This is a genomic window from Gordonia sp. NPDC003950, from assembly GCF_053605205.1.
In genome coordinates, this window is sequence record NZ_JBSGIT010000004.1 from 78,701 (window position 1) to 93,927 (window position 15,227).

Below are 15,227 nucleotides of genomic sequence, written 5' to 3' on the forward strand. Positions count from 1 at the left end.
ATCGGTCACGATGCGCCGTCGGGAGTGCCCGTGTCCGCGTCCGCGTCGTCGAGCAGACCGATCGGCGGGTCGACGACGATACCGTCACGCCCGACCACCGGGACGATCTCGCGTACGAACGGGATGAGGATCTCCCGTCCGTCCGGGGCACGCACCGCCAGCACATCGTTGGCGGGCAGATGCAGTACCGACGACAGCACACCGACCGCCGCTCCTGCGACGGTCGTCACCGGCAGACCCTCGAGTTCGTGGTCGTAGAAGGCGTCGGGATCGTCGCCGGAATCGACCTGCGAGCTGTCGATGAGGAACAACGTCCCCCGCAGGTCGTCGGCGTCGGCCCGCGTGCCGACCTCGGCCAGCGACAGCAACAGCCGCCCGGAATGTTCCCGGGCGGCTGTCACCGTGAAATCGCGTTCGCCACCACCACGTGGCAGGCGACCGACCAGGGTCGCGCCCGTCGCGAACCGTTGCTCCGGTTCGTCGGTACGGACGTCGACGACGACCTCGCCGCGAATGCCGTGCGACTTGATCACACGGCCCACCACGAGCTCCATTGATGTGGCGCTCAGCGGTCGGTGTCGACGATGTCGACACGCATGCCGCGGCCACCGATACCGCTCACGAGGGTGCGCAGTGCGGTGGCGGTGCGGCCGTTGCGACCGATCACCTTGCCGAGATCCTCCGGATTCACGTGCACCTCGACGAGGCGACCGCGACGACCGGTGATCAGTTCGACGCGCACGTCATCGGGGTTGGAGACGATCCCGCGAACGAGATGCTCGACGGCGTCGGCGACGACAGCACTCACGCCTGGGCCTTGTCACCCTCGGCGGCCGCCTCATCGGTGGCGGCCTCGTCGGCGGATGCGGCCGGGGCCTCGTCCTTCTTGGCGGCCTTCTTCTTCGGGGTGGTGGCCTCGGCGACCGGCTCGCTGTCGGCGGCGGCCAGGGCCGCGTTGAACAGGTCCAGCTTGGAGGGCTTCTCGGCGGCGGTCTTCAGGGTTCCCTCGGCGCCGGGCAGGCCCTTGAACTTCTGCCAGTCGCCGGTGACCTTGAGGATCGCGGCGACGGGCTCGGTCGGCTGGGCGCCCACGCCGAGCCAGTACTGCGCGCGCTCGGAGTCGACCTCGATGAAGCTCGGCTCTTCCTTGGGGTGGTACTTGCCGATGGTCTCGATCACCCGGCCGTTGCGGCGGGTGCGGGAATCGGCGACGACGATGCGGTACTGCGGGTTGCGGATCTTGCCGAGCCGCGTGAGCTTGATCTTGACAGCCATGTTCTTCTTCTTTCGTTGGCCACTGCGCAATTCAGCGACCCCGCCGGAATGCGAGGCCCGGTTTTGCGATCGGGTGTGACCGTCGGCCGGTACGTGACCGTGTCCGACGAACCAGCGTTCAATTCTGCCAGAGACGCGCCCACCGGCCCAAATCGCGGCCGATCGACCAGCGCGCATCGGCCGCCTGCGATCGACCCGGTACGCTCGCTGGGCGGTCGGGGGTGACCAGCGGGCGGAGTTCGGCGACCTGACGTCGGGCCGCCACCCTCTCACATCAGCAGTCGATGCAGCAGTCGACCCACGGCAGCAGTCGACCCACGGCAGCAGTCGACCCACGGCAGCAGCGACACAGTCAGCGAGGAGAGCACCGCACCCCATGCTCAACGCCCTGGCCTACGCACTCGTCGACGCGGTCAACGTGTTGTTGATCGGCGTCCTGGTCGCGCTCGCGATGATGACCGCACGCGGCCGGTATCGCTCGATCACCATTCTGCTGCTCATCGGCAATTGGCTGGGCGTCATCGGCCTGGCCCTGATTGTCCTGCTCGCCTTCGACGGGTTGGGCACCATCGTCGAGCAGGTCGTCGACTCTCCGGCATTCGGCGCGCTGTTGATCCTCACCGGTGTCGTCACCGCGTTGTGGACGCTGCGCCAGGGCGACGACGGGCCACCCCCGATCGTCGACCGCATCCTGACGCCGGTGCGTACGGCGTCGCCGTTGACCGTGCTGGCCGGCGTGGGTCTCGGCGCGGTGCAGTCCGCCACCTCGGTGCCGTTCTACGCCGGACTCGCGGTGCTGTCGTCGAGCGGTCTACCGGCCGGCGAGCGCTACACCGCGCTGCTGGCCTACGCGACGGTCGCCCTGAGCATCCCGGTGCTGGCGGCGATGGCGCTCGGATTGGTCCGGGTCCGGCCGCGTTCGTGGGCCGGACGTCTGTTCGTCACTGCTCGGCGACACCACACACTCGTCGCCCGCGGGGCCGCCTACCTGGTCTCGGCACTGTTGATCGTGATCGGCATCCTGCGACTGCTCTGACGGGTGCTCCGAACCCAGAAACGGGATCGGGCATGTGGCTGTCCACCCCGCGAAGGACACCCACATGCCCGCATCTTTCCCCGGCGAACATCCCGCCGATCGCACCGCGGTACGGGCGACGAGAAGACTTGTGAACTGATCACGAAGTGGTCAACCTCGCGATGTGACTGTGACCCTACCGAACAGTAAGGACATCGACCAACGGTCAATGAGTGATTTGGCTCACAAATCCGACGTGAGGTGTACAGCGCGGAACAATCCGACCCTTCACTCGGTGACCACCCGTGATGTCGCGATCGCGCGGCGCTGTCAGAGATGCGTGCCCGCGCAGACGATGGCCGCCGGATGACGCAGGATGTCCAAGTTCTCCACCGGGTTCTCCTGAAACACCAGGAAGTCGGCGCGGTCACCGTCGTCGAGAATCCCGGCACCGAGCCAGCGCCGCGGTTCGGTGGTGGCGGCGGCGAGAGCTCCCCGGGCGCCGAGACCGACGCCGGCGAGCCGTTCGATCTCGTCGACGATGCGTCCGTGTTCGACGAATCCACCCGCGTCGGTGCCCGCGAAGATGGTCACTCCGGCTTCGCGGGCCGCCGCGAAGGTGTCCTCGGCGTTCGCGTGCAGCTTGCGCATCGTCGCCGCATAGGTAGGGAACCTGTCAGCGCCGGAGGCGATCTGAAGGAAGTTATCGACCTGGATCAGCGTGGGCACCAAGGCGATCGAGCGTTCGACGAGTGCATCGATGTGCTCGGAGGTCAGGCCGGTACCGTGCTCGATGCAGTCGACGCCGACGTCGATGAGATCGCCGAGCGCGTCGGTGCCAAAGACATGCGCCGTGATGCGGGCACCGTTGTCGTGCGCCGCGGTCACCGCCGCGTCGAGCTGGCGTCGGGTCCACAGTGGCGCGAGGTCCCCGACCTCCCTGTCGATCCAGTCCCCGACGATCTTCACCCACCCGTCGCCGGCCTTCGCCTGCCGCGCCACCTCGTCGGCGAGTTCGTCCGGGTCGTCGAGATCGACACCGTAGTCACGGAGATAACGCTTCGGCCGCGCGATGTGCTTGCCGGAGCGGATGAACCGCGGTCCCGCCGGATCGTCGTCGAGTGGGTGGGTATCCAGCGGGGATCCGACCTCGCGGATCAGCAGGGTACCGGCGAGGGCGTCCTGACGGGCGAAGCCGCGGGCCTGCTCGATGGTCACACCGAGTCCGGGTGCGATCCCGACATGGTTGTGCGCGTCGACGAGTCCCGGCACAATCCAGCCGTCGGCGACGACGGTGTCGGCCGCGGCCACCGGCTCAGCGGTGATCGTGCCGTCGACCACCCAGAATTCGAGGGGCTCGTCGGTCAGCGGATCCCGACCGCGGTAGTGCTGTGCGGGTGTGGTCGCGGAACCGCCGCCGACGGTCATCGGCTCACTTCTTCTTCGGCTGCTGGAACTGCGAGACGTCGATGCCCTCGAGTCCCGGCGGGAGTTGATCGAGTCCGGCGGGCATGTTGGACAGGTCCGGGAAACCGCCGGGCATGCCCGGGAAACCGCCGCGCACCTTCGGCGGGGTCGGTCCGCGTCCGCGGCTCTTACCCTTCTTGCCCTTGCCCTTCTTACGGTTGGTCTTTCGGCCCGGGCCCATCATCCGGCCGGACATCTGGGCCATCATCTTGCGGGCCTCGAAGAACCGGTCGACGAGTTGGTTGACCTCGCTGACCGTGACCCCCGAACCGTTGGCGATGCGCAGTCGGCGAGAGGCGTTGATGATCTTCGGATTCTCCCGCTCGGCCGGGGTCATGCCGCGGATGATCGCCTGCACCCGGTCGAGTTGCTTGTCGTCGACCTGGCTGAGCGCGTCCTTCATCTGGTTGGCGCCGGGCAGCATGCCGAGGATGTTGCCGATCGGCCCCATCTTCCGGATCATCTGCATCTGCTCGAGGAAGTCCTCGAGGGTCAGCTCCCCCTGGGTGATCTTGGCCGCGGCCTCCTCGGCCTGCTGGGCATCCCAGTGCTGCTCGGCCTGCTCGATGAGCGAGAGCACGTCACCCATGCCGAGGATGCGACTGGCCATCCGGTCGGGGTGGAAGACGTCGAAGTCCTCGAGTTTCTCGCCCGAGGAGGCGAACATGATGGGCCGGCCGGTCACCTCGCGCACCGACAGCGCCGCACCGCCACGGGCGTCGCCGTCGAGTTTGGTGAGCACCACGCCGGTGAATCCGACACCGTCGGCAAACGCTTCGGCCGTGGAGACCGCGTCCTGACCGATCATGGCGTCGACGACGAAGAGCACCTCGTCGGGCTGCGTGGCATCGCGGATATCGGAGGCCTGCTTCATCAGCTCGGTGTCGATGCCGAGCCGGCCCGCGGTGTCGATGATGACGACATCGTGGTGGCGAGCCCGCGCCTCGTCCACACCGGCCTTGGCCACCGACACCGGGTCACCGGCAGTGACACCCAACGCATTGACCGCGGTCGGTGACGACTCGCCGGTGATAGAGGTCCCCGGATGCGGCGCGAAGACCGGCACACCGGCCCGCTCGCCGACGATCTGCAGCTGAGACACCGCGCCCGGGCGTTGCAGGTCACATGCCACCAGCAACGGGGTGTGGCCCTGCTTGATCAGCCACGCGCCGAGCTTGCCCGCCAGGGTCGTCTTACCGGCACCTTGCAGACCGGCCAGCATGATGACGGTCGGCGGGGTCTTGGCGAACTGCACCCGCCGCGTCTCGCCGCCGAGGATCGCGATGAGTTCCTCGTTGACGATCTTGACGACCTGCTGGGCCGGGTTGAGCGCGCCGGATACCTCGGCGCCCTTGGCACGTTCCTTGATCCGTGCGATGAAGGCACGGACGACGGGCAGTGAGACGTCGGCTTCGAGGAGTGCGAGCCGGATTTCACGACAGGTGCGGTCGATGTCGGCGTCGGAGAGGCGGCCCTTGCCACGCAGATCCTTCAGCGCACCGGTCAACCGATCGGAGAGGGAGTCGAACATTCCCCCATCTTTCCATGACCGCGCTCGAGGTGACCGCTCGACCACGTCGCCCCAGCCGTGTCGGCGCTCGGGTGCGGCCCGTGATCAGCTGATCGGAACCCCGGAACGCGACGACCCGGCGGTCGGCGGGGCCGCGTCGTCGTCGTCCGAACTCGGCCGGATGACCGGACACACCGCCAGAACCGCCTCCTCCAATGCGGCCCGCGTCTCGTCGGTGTCGGCGGGCAGCGTGAGGCAGAATGTGTCGACGACGGTGTTGCCGAGGGTGGCAACCTTGGCCCACCGCACGGCGACGCCCGACTCCTCGATCACGGCACTGACCCGGCTGAGCAGACCCAGCCTGTCGTCGGTGCGCAGTTCCATCAACACCTCGCCCCCGTCGCCGACCTCGGCCCAGAGCACTCGTGACGGAGCCACCGCGAACAGCGCGGGCACCGCGTTGACGGCAGCCACCGTCGGCATGTCGTCGTCGGTCTCGGAGGCCGCCCCGGGCGAGCCGGCCACCGTCCCGATGGTCGGTGTCGGGGATTCGCGTTCCCGTTTGTCGAGCCGGTCGAGCACCTTGATCTTGCCCTCGACCGCCCCGATCAGCTGCTGACGCAGCAGACCGGCCTCCGGCGGATCACCGAACGCCGGCACCACCACGAACGCGTTGACCGCGCGACCGGCGTGGCTCTGCACGGTCGCCGAATGCGACCGAAGTCCGTTGAGCGCCAGCACACCCGCCATCTTCGACAGCAGACCGGGCCGATCGGGGGCGACCATGATCACCGAGAAGGTATGTGGCCCTTCGGTCGACGAGACCTTCACGGCATACTCTCCGCTCTCGGCGACCGCGATCATCTCGTCGGTGAGCGGCTCCGGCGTGGGCAGTTCGTAACCGTCGAGCAGTCGGGTGGCCCGCCGCACCAGGTCACCGATGAGCGAGGCCTTCCAATCGCCCCACACGCCCGGGCCGGTGGCCAGCGAATCCGCCTCGGCCAGCGCGGCGAGCAACTCCAGCAGCACCCGACTGCGGCCGAGTTTGTCGACCACCTCCTGCGCGGTCGCCGGGTCGTCGAGATCTCGTCGGGTCGCCACGGTCGGCAGGAGCAGGTGATACCGCACCATCTCCGACAGGATCGTCACGTCCTGCGGCCACAGTCCGATCCGCGTGCCGACCTGGATGGCGAGGTCGGCGCCGACGATGCTGTGGTCGGCGCCGCGGCCCTTGCCGAGATCGTGGACCAGGGCGCCGAGCAGCAGCAGATCGGGCCGGGTAACGCGTGTGGTCATCCGGCTCGCGTTGACCGCGGTCTCCACCAGATGACGATCCACCGTCCAGGTGTGCACGGCGTCGCGCGGAGGGAGGTCCCGGACCGCACCCCATTCGGGGAGCAGACGCCCCCACAGTCCGGTGCGATCCAGGGCCTCGATCGGTGCCACCATGTGCGGGCCCGAGCCGAGCAGGACCAGCAGGTCGCTGAGCGCCTCGGCAGGCCACGGTTCACGCAGTTCCGGGGCGTAGTCGGCCAGCCGCGACAGTGTCGAGGCGCTGATCGGCAGTCCGGTGCGCGCCGACGACGCCGCCACCCGCAGGATCAGACCGGGGTCCTTGCTCGGAAGTGCATTGCGCGCCAACACGATCTCGCCGTTGTGCTCGACGACCCCCTCATCGAGGGGCCGCCGGATCGGCGAGCGTCGCAACTTGGCCAGACCGCGTCGGGGCAGCGCGTTACCGGCGGTGCGCAGCCCCACGTCGGTGGAGTAGCTGATGGTGCGCGCGGCGTCGCTGATGACGCGCGCGAGATCGAACCGGTCGCCGATCCGCAACGCGGCGCCGATCTCGTCGGCGTCCTGGGCGCGGACCTGCTCGCGGGGCCGCCCGGCGATCCGATGCAATTCGGTACGGATGTCCAGGAGTCGCTGATAGGCCACCTGGGGGCCGGCCCCGGGCGAGTCGGGCCGCAGGTTGGCCATGCCGTCGGTGAGCTGGGCGATCGACAGGGCGCCCAACAATTGCACGTCACGCAGGCCGCCGCGGCCGTTCTTGAGATCGGGTTCGGCGCGGTGCGCGATGTCGCCACTGCGGCGCCAACGATCCCGCGCGTGCTCGACGACCGCACCGAACCTGGTGCGGATCTCCGATCGCCACTGTTGCCGCACCCCACCGATCAGCAGCGCCGAGAGGTCCTCGTCGCCGGCGATGTGCCGGGCCTCGAGGAGGCCGAGCGCCGCGGTCACGTCGTCGGAGGCGACCTGCAGGGCCTGCGGAACCGTCCGGACACTGTGATCGAGTGGGATGTTGGCGTCCCACAGTGGATACCAGAGTCCGTCGGCGACCTCGGACACCCGCTCCGGTGATTGGTCCTCGTAGAGCAGGATGAGGTCGAGGTCGGAGAACGGCAGGAGTTCACCCCGGCCGAGTCCGCCGACGGCGACGATCGACATGCCGCTGCCCGGCCGGATGCCGAGTTCGGCACCCTTGCTGGTCAGCCAGAACTCGTGCAGATCGACGAGCACCTGCCGGAGTCCGGCAGCGTCGAGTCGGTTGGGTCCGGTGGCCTCGGTGAGTTGCCGCCGGGTGGCCGCGAGATCTGTTGCCGCGACCGGTGTCTGGGAAGGACGCGGCCCCGCACCCGACTCGTCGTCGGACGCGGGGCCGTGACCTGTGCTCACGAAGGGCATCGACCCTCGTTATAGGGCGTCGGAGCCACGCTCACCGGTGCGGACGCGGACGACCGACTCAACCGGCGACACCCATACCTTGCCGTCACCGATCTTGCCGGTGCGGGCGGCCTCGACGATGACGTCGACGACCTTGTCCACGGCGGCGTCGTCGACGACGACCTCCACACGCACCTTGGGAACGAAATCGACGGAATACTCGGCGCCGCGGTAGACCTCGGTGTGGCCCTTCTGGCGTCCGTAACCCTGGACCTCACTGACGGTCATGCCCAGGATGCCGGCCTGCTCGAGACCCGCTTTGACGTCTTCGAGCGTGAACGGCTTCACGATCGCGGTGATCAGCTTCATGAATTATCCCTCTCCAAAGGATTCAGCTGTGATTCAGCGTAGTGGTCAACGGTGCCGGATTCACGCCAACTCATACGCTGTCTCCGCGTGTTCTGCCTCGTCGATACCACTCTTCTCCTCGTCGGAGGCGACACGCCAGCCGAGCGGCTTGAGAATCAGGGCGATGATGGTGGTCAGAACGCCGGTGAAGGCGAGGGCGAACAGAGCGATGACAACCTGCACCACGAGCTGCTTGTAGTCGCCGCCCCAGAACAGGCCGGTGTCCTTCGCGAGGAAGCCGATGCCGATGGTGCCCCAGAGGCCGGCGACGAGGTGCACGCCGACGACGTCGAGCGAGTCGTCATAGCCGAACTTGTTCTTCAGGCCGATGGCGAGTGCCGCCAGCACACCGGCGATGACGCCCAGGATCAATGAGCCGACCGGGGTCAGCGCACCGCAGGCGGGAGTGATGGCGACCAGACCGGCGACGATACCGGACGCGGCACCGACGCTGGTGGCGTGCTTGTCGCGAACCACTTCCACCGCGAGCCAGCCGATCATCGCCGCCGCGGTGGCCGCGGTCGTGTTGACCCACACCAGGCCGGCGGTCATATCCGCAGCGAGTTCGGAACCGGCGTTGAAGCCGAACCAGCCGAACCACAGGAGTGCAGCGCCGAGCATGACGAACGGGATGTTGTGCGGACGGTAGGCGGTCTTGCCGAAGCCCACGCGAGTACCGACGATCAGCGCCAGCACGAGGCCGGCCATACCGGCGTTGATGTGGACCACGGTGCCACCGGCGAAGTCGATGGGTGCCACGTTTGCAGCACCATCGGTGGACCCGAACATCCAGGAGGCGAAGCCCTTCTCGGCGCCGGACATGATGCCACCACCCCACACCATGTGGGACAGCGGGAAGTACACGATCGTCGACCACAGCACCGAGAACACCAGCCAGGTGGAGAACTTCACGCGCTCTGCCACCGCACCGGAAATCAGCGCGACGGTGATCACCGCGAAGGTCAACTGGAACGCCAGGAAGACAATCGCCGGAAGCTTGGTGTCGACACCGGTCCAGAGCACGTACGTCGGCGAGTCATCGGTGCCGGCGGTGTTCATGAGCTGGTCGGAACCGAACAGCGCAAACGGATTCGAGAAAATACCCCCGATGTCGCTGTCGCCGGTCACGGTGTTGCCGAAGGACATCGAAAAACCCCACAGGACGTAGACGACGCTCACCGTCGCCAGCGCCCCGAAGGACATCATCATCATGTTCAGAACGGCTTTGCCGCGCGACAGACCTCCATAGAAGAAGGCCAGTGCCGGGGTCATCAGAAGCACCATCGACGCGCTGGCCAGCATCCATGCTGTGTTACCGGCGTCGGGCTCTCCGAAGACGTCTGGTGGCAATGCAGAAACCACTGTGAGAAACCTCCCTAGAGTGCGCCGACCGCTCGGCGCCTCCAAAGAGACTGTCGGCACTCGGTTTCAGCCGTGGTGCTCTGACGTTTCGGATATGTGAACCGGTGGCCGGTTTACATTTCGTGCAGGTAACACCCCTGGTCGCATATGCACGGCGCCGCATGAAATCCCACAGTCAATTCCACCGATTCCCACATCAGTGTTTGCGTGTCGTCACAGCAACGCGTCGACGAACGCCTCCGGCTCGAAGGGGGCGAGATCGTCGGCGCCCTCACCGAGTCCGACCAGTTTGACCGGAACGCCCAGTTCTTCCTGCACGTGAAAGACGATGCCGCCCTTGGCCGTACCGTCGAGCTTGGTCAACACGACGCCGGTGATGTCGACGACCTCGGCGAACACCCGTGCCTGGGTGAGCCCGTTCTGGCCGACGGTGGCGTCGAGAACGAGGAGAACCTCGTCGACCGGCGCCTTCTTCTCGACGACCCGCTTGACCTTGCCCAACTCGTCCATCAAGCCGGTCTTGGTATGCAGGCGGCCCGCGGTGTCGATCATCACCACGTCCACACCCGTGTCGATGCCCTTGGCCACCGCGTCAAACGCCACCGAGGCCGGATCCGCCTGCTCCTTGCCACGGACGATGTCGGCGCCGACCCGCTCCCCCCAGGTCTGCAGCTGATCGGCGGCCGCGGCACGAAACGTGTCCGCCGCACCGAGCAGCACGCGCCGGCCGTCGGCAACCAGAACCCGCGCCAGCTTGCCGGTGGTGGTGGTCTTTCCGGTGCCGTTGACGCCGACCACCAGCACCACGGCGGGACTACCGGCATGCGGCAGTGCGCGGACCGAACGATCCATCTCGGGATGAAGCTGCTCGACGAGGACACGTCGCAGCAGTGCCCGTGCATCATCGGAGGTGCGGACCGGATTCGTTGCCAACTCGGTCCGCAGCCGTTCGACGACGGCGGTGGTCGACGCGGTACCGAGGTCGGCCATCACCAGCGTGTCCTCGATCTCCTCCCAGGAGTCCTCATCGAGATCGCCTGCGCCGAGCAGTCCGAGCATGCTCTTGCCGATGGCGCCCTGCGACCGCGACAGTCGCCCGCGGAGGCGGCCCAGGCGTCCGGCGGTCGGCGCGATCTCCTCTCGCGGGGGCACCACTTCGGCCGTGGAGGCATCCGTGGGAGCGGTGATCTCGGGTGCCGGAGCGCTGTCAGTGACCCCGGGAGCGCTGCCAGTGACCTCCGGAGCGCTATCAGTGACCCCGGGAGCGCTGTCAGTGACCCCGGGAGCGCTGTCAGTGACCTCCGGAGCGCTATCAGTGACCCCGGGAGCGCTATCAGTGACCCCGGGAGCGCTATCAGTGACCTCCGGAGCGCTATCAGTCGCCTCTGGGGCGCTGTCAGTGACCTCCGGGGCGCTGTCAGTGACCTCCGGGGCGCTGTCAGTGACCTCCGGGGCGCTGTCAGTGGCCTCTGGGGCGCTGTCAATGGTGTCGGTGTCGGTGTCGGGCAGCGTGATGTCGGTGATCTTGCGCTGCTCGGAATCGCGTGGGACCGAGGCGTCGTCGCCGACGCCGGGCTGACCGTCGGTCTCGGTGCGTTCCACCGGTGGGCGCACCGGCTCGGGCGGCGGCGCCACGGTCGTCGTCCCACCCTGACTGAAACTGAATCCGGACCCGGCCTGGTAGCCGCCGGATCTGTCCACCTGGGGCTTGCTTCCGTCGATGACCTGCGTATCGGACTTGTCGCTCAACGAGATCCGTCGCCGCCGCGCGAGGACGATTCCCGCGACGATCAGCGCGAGGATCACGACGACGGCGATGACGACGATGCCGATGATGAGTTGGGTGTCCACTGAGGGTCCTGTCCTGTTCTCTACACGCTCGTTGGGTCCTGCTGATCCGACCCGGTCGCCGGGTCGGACGCGGCGGCGACGGGGATCTCCACCCCGCGCAGCCGCTGTGAGATCACCGTGGTGATCCCGTCACCACGCATGCTCACGCCGTACAGCGCGTCGGCGACCTGCATGGTCGGTTTCTGATGGGTGATGACGATCAGCTGCGACCGCTCCCGCAACTGTTCGAACAGACTGATGAGTCGTCGCAGATTGGTGTCGTCGAGCGCGGCCTCGACCTCGTCCATGACGTAGAACGGCGACGGGCGGGCACGGAAGATCGCCACCAGCATCGCGACGGCGGTCAACGACTTCTCACCACCGGACAGCAGCGAGAGCCGCTTGACCTTCTTGCCGGGCGGTCGCGCCTCCACCTCGACACCGGTGGTCAGCATGTCGCCGGGTTCGGTCAGCACCAGACGGCCCTCGCCACCGGGGAACAGCGTCGAGAAGACCTGCGCGAACTCGCGTTCGACGTCGGCGTAGGCGTCGGTGAAGACCTGCAGGATGCGGGCGTCGACCTCCTCGACCACCGACAGCAGGTCCTTGCGGGCCGCCTTGACGTCCTCGAGTTGGGCGGAGAGGAAGTTGTAGCGCTCCTCCAGCGCCGCAAACTCTTCCAGCGCAAGCGGATTCACCTTGCCGAGGGTGTTCAGGTCCTTCTGCGCCTTCTTCGCACGCGACTCCTGGGTGGCACGGTCATACGGCATCGGGGCCGGGGCCACCACCTGATCGCCACGCGCCTTGGCGGCCTCGTACTCACTCATCTCCAACGCTGAGGGGGGCATCGGCACGTCGGGACCGTACTCGGCGACGAGATCGTCGGGTGTCATCGCGAACGACTCCATCACCTGCTCTTCGAGCTGTTCGATGCGCAGCGACGCCTGGGCGCGGGCGACCTCATCACGATGCACCGCGTCCTTGAGTGTGCTCAAACGCTGCGACAGCAGGTTCGCACGGCTCTTGAGTTCGTCGAGCGCCACCGTCCGGGCGGCCCGGACCTGCTCGAGTTCGTCGCGACCGGCCTGGGCGTCGGCGACGGCACCCACGAGTCGGGTGGAGACCTCGGCGGCCGCGGCGGCCACGGCGGCAGCGACGGTGGCCGCCTGACGCCGCGCCTCGTTCTGCCGCCGGGCCCGTTCGCGGGCGTCGCGTTCCCGCGCGGCCGCGCGACGCAGCGATTCCGCGCGCCCCCGCACCGAGGCCAACCGTTCCTCGGCGGTACGCAGTCCCAGACGCGCCTCCATCTCGGCGGCGCGGGCCACCGCGACCGCCTCGGCGGCCGCCGAACGGTCAGGCGACTCGATGTCGGTGGGTTCGTCGGAACCCTCGTCACGGGCCAGGGCCAGACGTTGTTCGAGTTCGTGCAGGGAGGTCAGGATTTCGGCACGACCGGTCTCGACGAAGGTGCGTTGCCGGCTGAGGCGATCGGCGTCGGCCTCCGCGGCGCGGATCTCCTGCCCCAATCGCGCCAGGTGCTCATACGCGCCGCCGACAGCGCTGTCGGACTCGTGCAACGCGGCCAGGGCTTCCTCGGCCGCCTCCCGGCGTTGCTGCTGTTCGGTGAGCGCACCCTGAAGGGCGGCACCGATCTCCTCGACGCGGCGTCGGGCGGTCGCCAACTCGGTGGTGGCGGCGTCGATCGCCGAGGTCACCTCGAGGGTCGACGGCCGATGCGAGGAGCCACCTTCCAGCGACGCGCGGGTGACTCGGTCACCCTCGCGGCTGACCGCGCGCACGCCGAGCGCCGTCGCCACCTCGACGCCCTGGGCGGTCGTATCCACCACGACGGTGTCGGCGAGCAGGTGATCGACCGCGCCACGGATCGCGTCGTCGCAGGTCACGACGGAGGCGGCCCACACCACCCCGGCGGGGAGGGCGTCGGTGCGGGGCGCCGCGGCTTCGGCGAGACCGCCGACGATCAGCGACGCCCGTCCCCCGTCACCGCCCTTGAGCGCGTCGAGGGCTCGCAGCGCCGCCAGCGAATCGACCGTCGCGATGGCATCGGCAGCCGCGCCGAGCGCGGCGGCGATGGCCGTTTCCCATCCGGAGGTCACCGTGATCAGCCCCGACATCGGTCCCAGCAGGCCGTCGGTGACGTGCTCGAGCAGCCAGGCACCGCCGTCGCCGCGTTCCAGGCCCACCGAGAGGGCCTCGATCCTCGCGGTCAGCGACGCGATGCGCTGTTCGGTCGCCCGCTCCTCGGTCTGCAGGGTGGCGACCCGTTCATTGGACAGGTTGAGCGCGGAGACACACCGCTCGTGATGCTCATCGAGACCCTGTTCGGAGGCCTCGAGTTCGCCCAGCGACTCGGCGACCGCGTCCTGCTGGGTCTGGGCCTGCTGGGCGCGTTCGGTGGCCGCCGCGATCGAGGTGGTGATGCGGTCGATCTCGGCGTCGACCGATTCGGCCTTCGTACGCAGACTCCCGACCTGACCCTCCAGGCGGGCCAGGCCCTCGCGGCGATCGGCGACGGCGCGGACTGCGGCCAGGTGGGCGGCCTCGGCGGCACCCGCGGCACGTTCGGCATCGGCCAGGTCGTCGGCCGCCCCCTCGAGGACTTCCGCGGCACTCTCGACGGCGTAAGTCATCTCGGCCTCGGTCTCGGCGGCCTCGGCGGCCTGACGTTCGAGGTCGTCGGGGTCGGGTCCGCTCGACTCGGCCGCCGGCTCGTCGAGGTAGCGGCTGCGTTCGGCGGCCACCCGACCGGTCGCGCCCACCCGCTCGGCCAGCGCCGACAACGTAAACCACGCCTGACCGGCGGCTTCGGCCGCCGGCACGATCTGGGCGAGGTGCTCCTCGTGATCGGCGACGTCGGCGCTGACGGTGTCGAGTTCGGCCGACACCTCGTCCTGTTCGCCTCGGATCTGGTCCTCGACGGCGGTGTGTTCGGCCATCTCCGTGCGCCGGCTGACGAGGTCGTCGGCGGCCAGGCGCAGTCGCGCATCACGCAGGTCGGCCTGGATGGTCTGGGCGCGGCGGGCGACCTCGGCCTGCCGGCCGAGCGGCTTGAGTTGTCGCCGCAGTTCGGCCGTCAGGTCGGAGAGCCGGTCCAGGTTGGCCTGCATCCCCTGCAGTTTGCGGACGGCCTTCTCTTTGCGTTTGCGGTGTTTGAGGACCCCGGCGGCCTCCTCGATGAAGGCGCGACGGTCCTCGGGCCGGGATTCGAGGATCGTCGCGAGACGCCCCTGTCCGACGATGACGTGCATCTCCCGGCCGATACCCGAATCCGACAGCAGTTCCTGCACATCCATCAGGCGACACGTACTGCCGTTGATCTCGTATTCGCCGGCGCCGTCGCGGAACATCCGTCGGGTGATGGACACCTCGGAGTATTCGATCGGCAGGGCGCCGTCGGAGTTGTCGATGGTCAGCGTCACCTCGGCGCGCCCGAGCGGTGGGCGGCCCGAGGTGCCGGCAAAGATGACATCCTCCATCTTCCCGCCGCGCAGCGCCTTGGCCCCCTGCTCCCCCATCACCCAGGTCAGGGCGTCGACGACGTTGGACTTGCCCGAGCCGTTGGGGCCGACGACACAGGTGATCCCGGGCTCGAAACGCAGGGTCGTCGCCGACGCGAAGGACTTGAAGCCCTTGAGGGTGAGCGACTTGAGGTGCACGACGGTACAGCCTACC

11 protein-coding genes are annotated in these 15,227 nt (G+C 68.2%); 1 reads left to right on the forward strand and 10 read right to left on the reverse strand.

The window, feature by feature from the left end:
• Window positions 1–5: 5 nt before the first annotated feature.
• Genes rimM through rpsP form a run of 3 tightly spaced genes read right to left on the reverse strand, consistent with a single transcriptional unit; the run spans window position 6 to window position 1,275 of the window.
• Window positions 6–554 (reverse strand): ribosome maturation factor RimM, encoded by a 549-nt coding sequence (rimM, locus tag ACWETB_RS04760; RefSeq protein ID WP_452209622.1) that lies wholly within the window; start codon window positions 552–554, stop codon window positions 6–8.
• Window positions 555–565: 11 nt separating this feature from the next.
• On the reverse strand, window positions 566–808 hold the full coding sequence (locus ACWETB_RS04765) for an RNA-binding protein (RefSeq protein ID WP_348803399.1): 243 nt from the start codon (window positions 806–808) through the stop codon (window positions 566–568).
• A complete protein-coding gene (rpsP, locus tag ACWETB_RS04770; protein ID WP_452209624.1) occupies window positions 805–1,275 on the reverse strand; it encodes a 30S ribosomal protein S16 in 471 nt (156 codons plus the stop codon). Before rpsP ends, ACWETB_RS04765 begins: the two co-directional genes overlap by 4 nt.
• A 376-nt stretch (window positions 1,276–1,651) precedes the next feature.
• On the opposite strand from rpsP, the gene ACWETB_RS04775 reads away from it, so the two are divergent.
• A complete protein-coding gene (locus ACWETB_RS04775; RefSeq protein WP_452209626.1) occupies window positions 1,652–2,311 on the forward strand; it encodes a hypothetical protein in 660 nt (219 codons plus the stop codon).
• A gap of 309 nt (window positions 2,312–2,620) precedes the next feature.
• Here the strand turns inward: ACWETB_RS04775 and ACWETB_RS04780 are convergent, their stop codons facing one another.
• The 7 genes from ACWETB_RS04780 to smc form a co-directional block, all read right to left on the reverse strand.
• Window positions 2,621–3,718, reverse strand: a complete 1,098-nt coding sequence (locus ACWETB_RS04780; protein ID WP_452209628.1) for an amidohydrolase family protein — start codon at window positions 3,716–3,718, stop codon at window positions 2,621–2,623.
• Between the two features lie 4 nt (window positions 3,719–3,722).
• Window positions 3,723–5,288 carry a signal recognition particle protein gene (gene ffh / locus ACWETB_RS04785; protein WP_452209630.1) on the reverse strand — a complete coding sequence of 522 codons (1,566 nt, stop codon included), beginning with the start codon at window positions 5,286–5,288 and terminating at the stop codon, window positions 3,723–3,725.
• Window positions 5,289–5,372: 84 nt separating this feature from the next.
• Complete coding sequence (locus ACWETB_RS04790) at window positions 5,373–7,955, reverse strand: [protein-PII] uridylyltransferase (RefSeq protein ID WP_452209632.1); 2,583 nt, start codon at window positions 7,953–7,955, stop codon at window positions 5,373–5,375.
• Window positions 7,956–7,964: 9 nt separating this feature from the next.
• The gene (locus ACWETB_RS04795) at window positions 7,965–8,303 is read right to left on the reverse strand and encodes a P-II family nitrogen regulator (RefSeq protein WP_348803391.1); all 339 of its coding nucleotides are present in this window, start codon (window positions 8,301–8,303) and stop codon (window positions 7,965–7,967) included.
• A 60-nt stretch (window positions 8,304–8,363) separates the two neighbouring features.
• Window positions 8,364–9,704 carry an ammonium transporter gene (locus ACWETB_RS04800; RefSeq protein ID WP_452209634.1) on the reverse strand — a complete coding sequence of 447 codons (1,341 nt, stop codon included), beginning with the start codon at window positions 9,702–9,704 and terminating at the stop codon, window positions 8,364–8,366.
• A 213-nt stretch (window positions 9,705–9,917) separates the two neighbouring features.
• Window positions 9,918–11,555, reverse strand: coding sequence for a signal recognition particle-docking protein FtsY (ftsY, locus tag ACWETB_RS04805; protein ID WP_452209636.1), 1,638 nt, complete (start codon window positions 11,553–11,555; stop codon window positions 9,918–9,920).
• A gap of 20 nt (window positions 11,556–11,575) precedes the next feature.
• Complete coding sequence (smc, locus tag ACWETB_RS04810) at window positions 11,576–15,211, reverse strand: chromosome segregation protein SMC (protein WP_452209638.1); 3,636 nt, start codon at window positions 15,209–15,211, stop codon at window positions 11,576–11,578.
• Window positions 15,212–15,227 lie beyond the last annotated feature (16 nt).

Coding starts and splice junctions, on each gene's coding strand:
- ACWETB_RS04775 (WP_452209626.1), top strand. CDS start 1,652: ATGCTCAACGCCCTGGCCTACGCACTCGTCGACGCGGTCAACGTGTTG.
- ffh (WP_452209630.1), bottom strand. CDS start 5,288: ATGTTCGACTCCCTCTCCGATCGGTTGACCGGTGCGCTGAAGGATCTG.
- rimM (WP_452209622.1), bottom strand. CDS start 554: ATGGAGCTCGTGGTGGGCCGTGTGATCAAGTCGCACGGCATTCGCGGC.
- ACWETB_RS04790 (WP_452209632.1), bottom strand. CDS start 7,955: ATGCCCTTCGTGAGCACAGGTCACGGCCCCGCGTCCGACGACGAGTCG.
- ACWETB_RS04795 (WP_348803391.1), bottom strand. CDS start 8,303: ATGAAGCTGATCACCGCGATCGTGAAGCCGTTCACGCTCGAAGACGTC.
- ACWETB_RS04780 (WP_452209628.1), bottom strand. CDS start 3,718: ATGACCGTCGGCGGCGGTTCCGCGACCACACCCGCACAGCACTACCGC.
- rpsP (WP_452209624.1), bottom strand. CDS start 1,275: ATGGCTGTCAAGATCAAGCTCACGCGGCTCGGCAAGATCCGCAACCCG.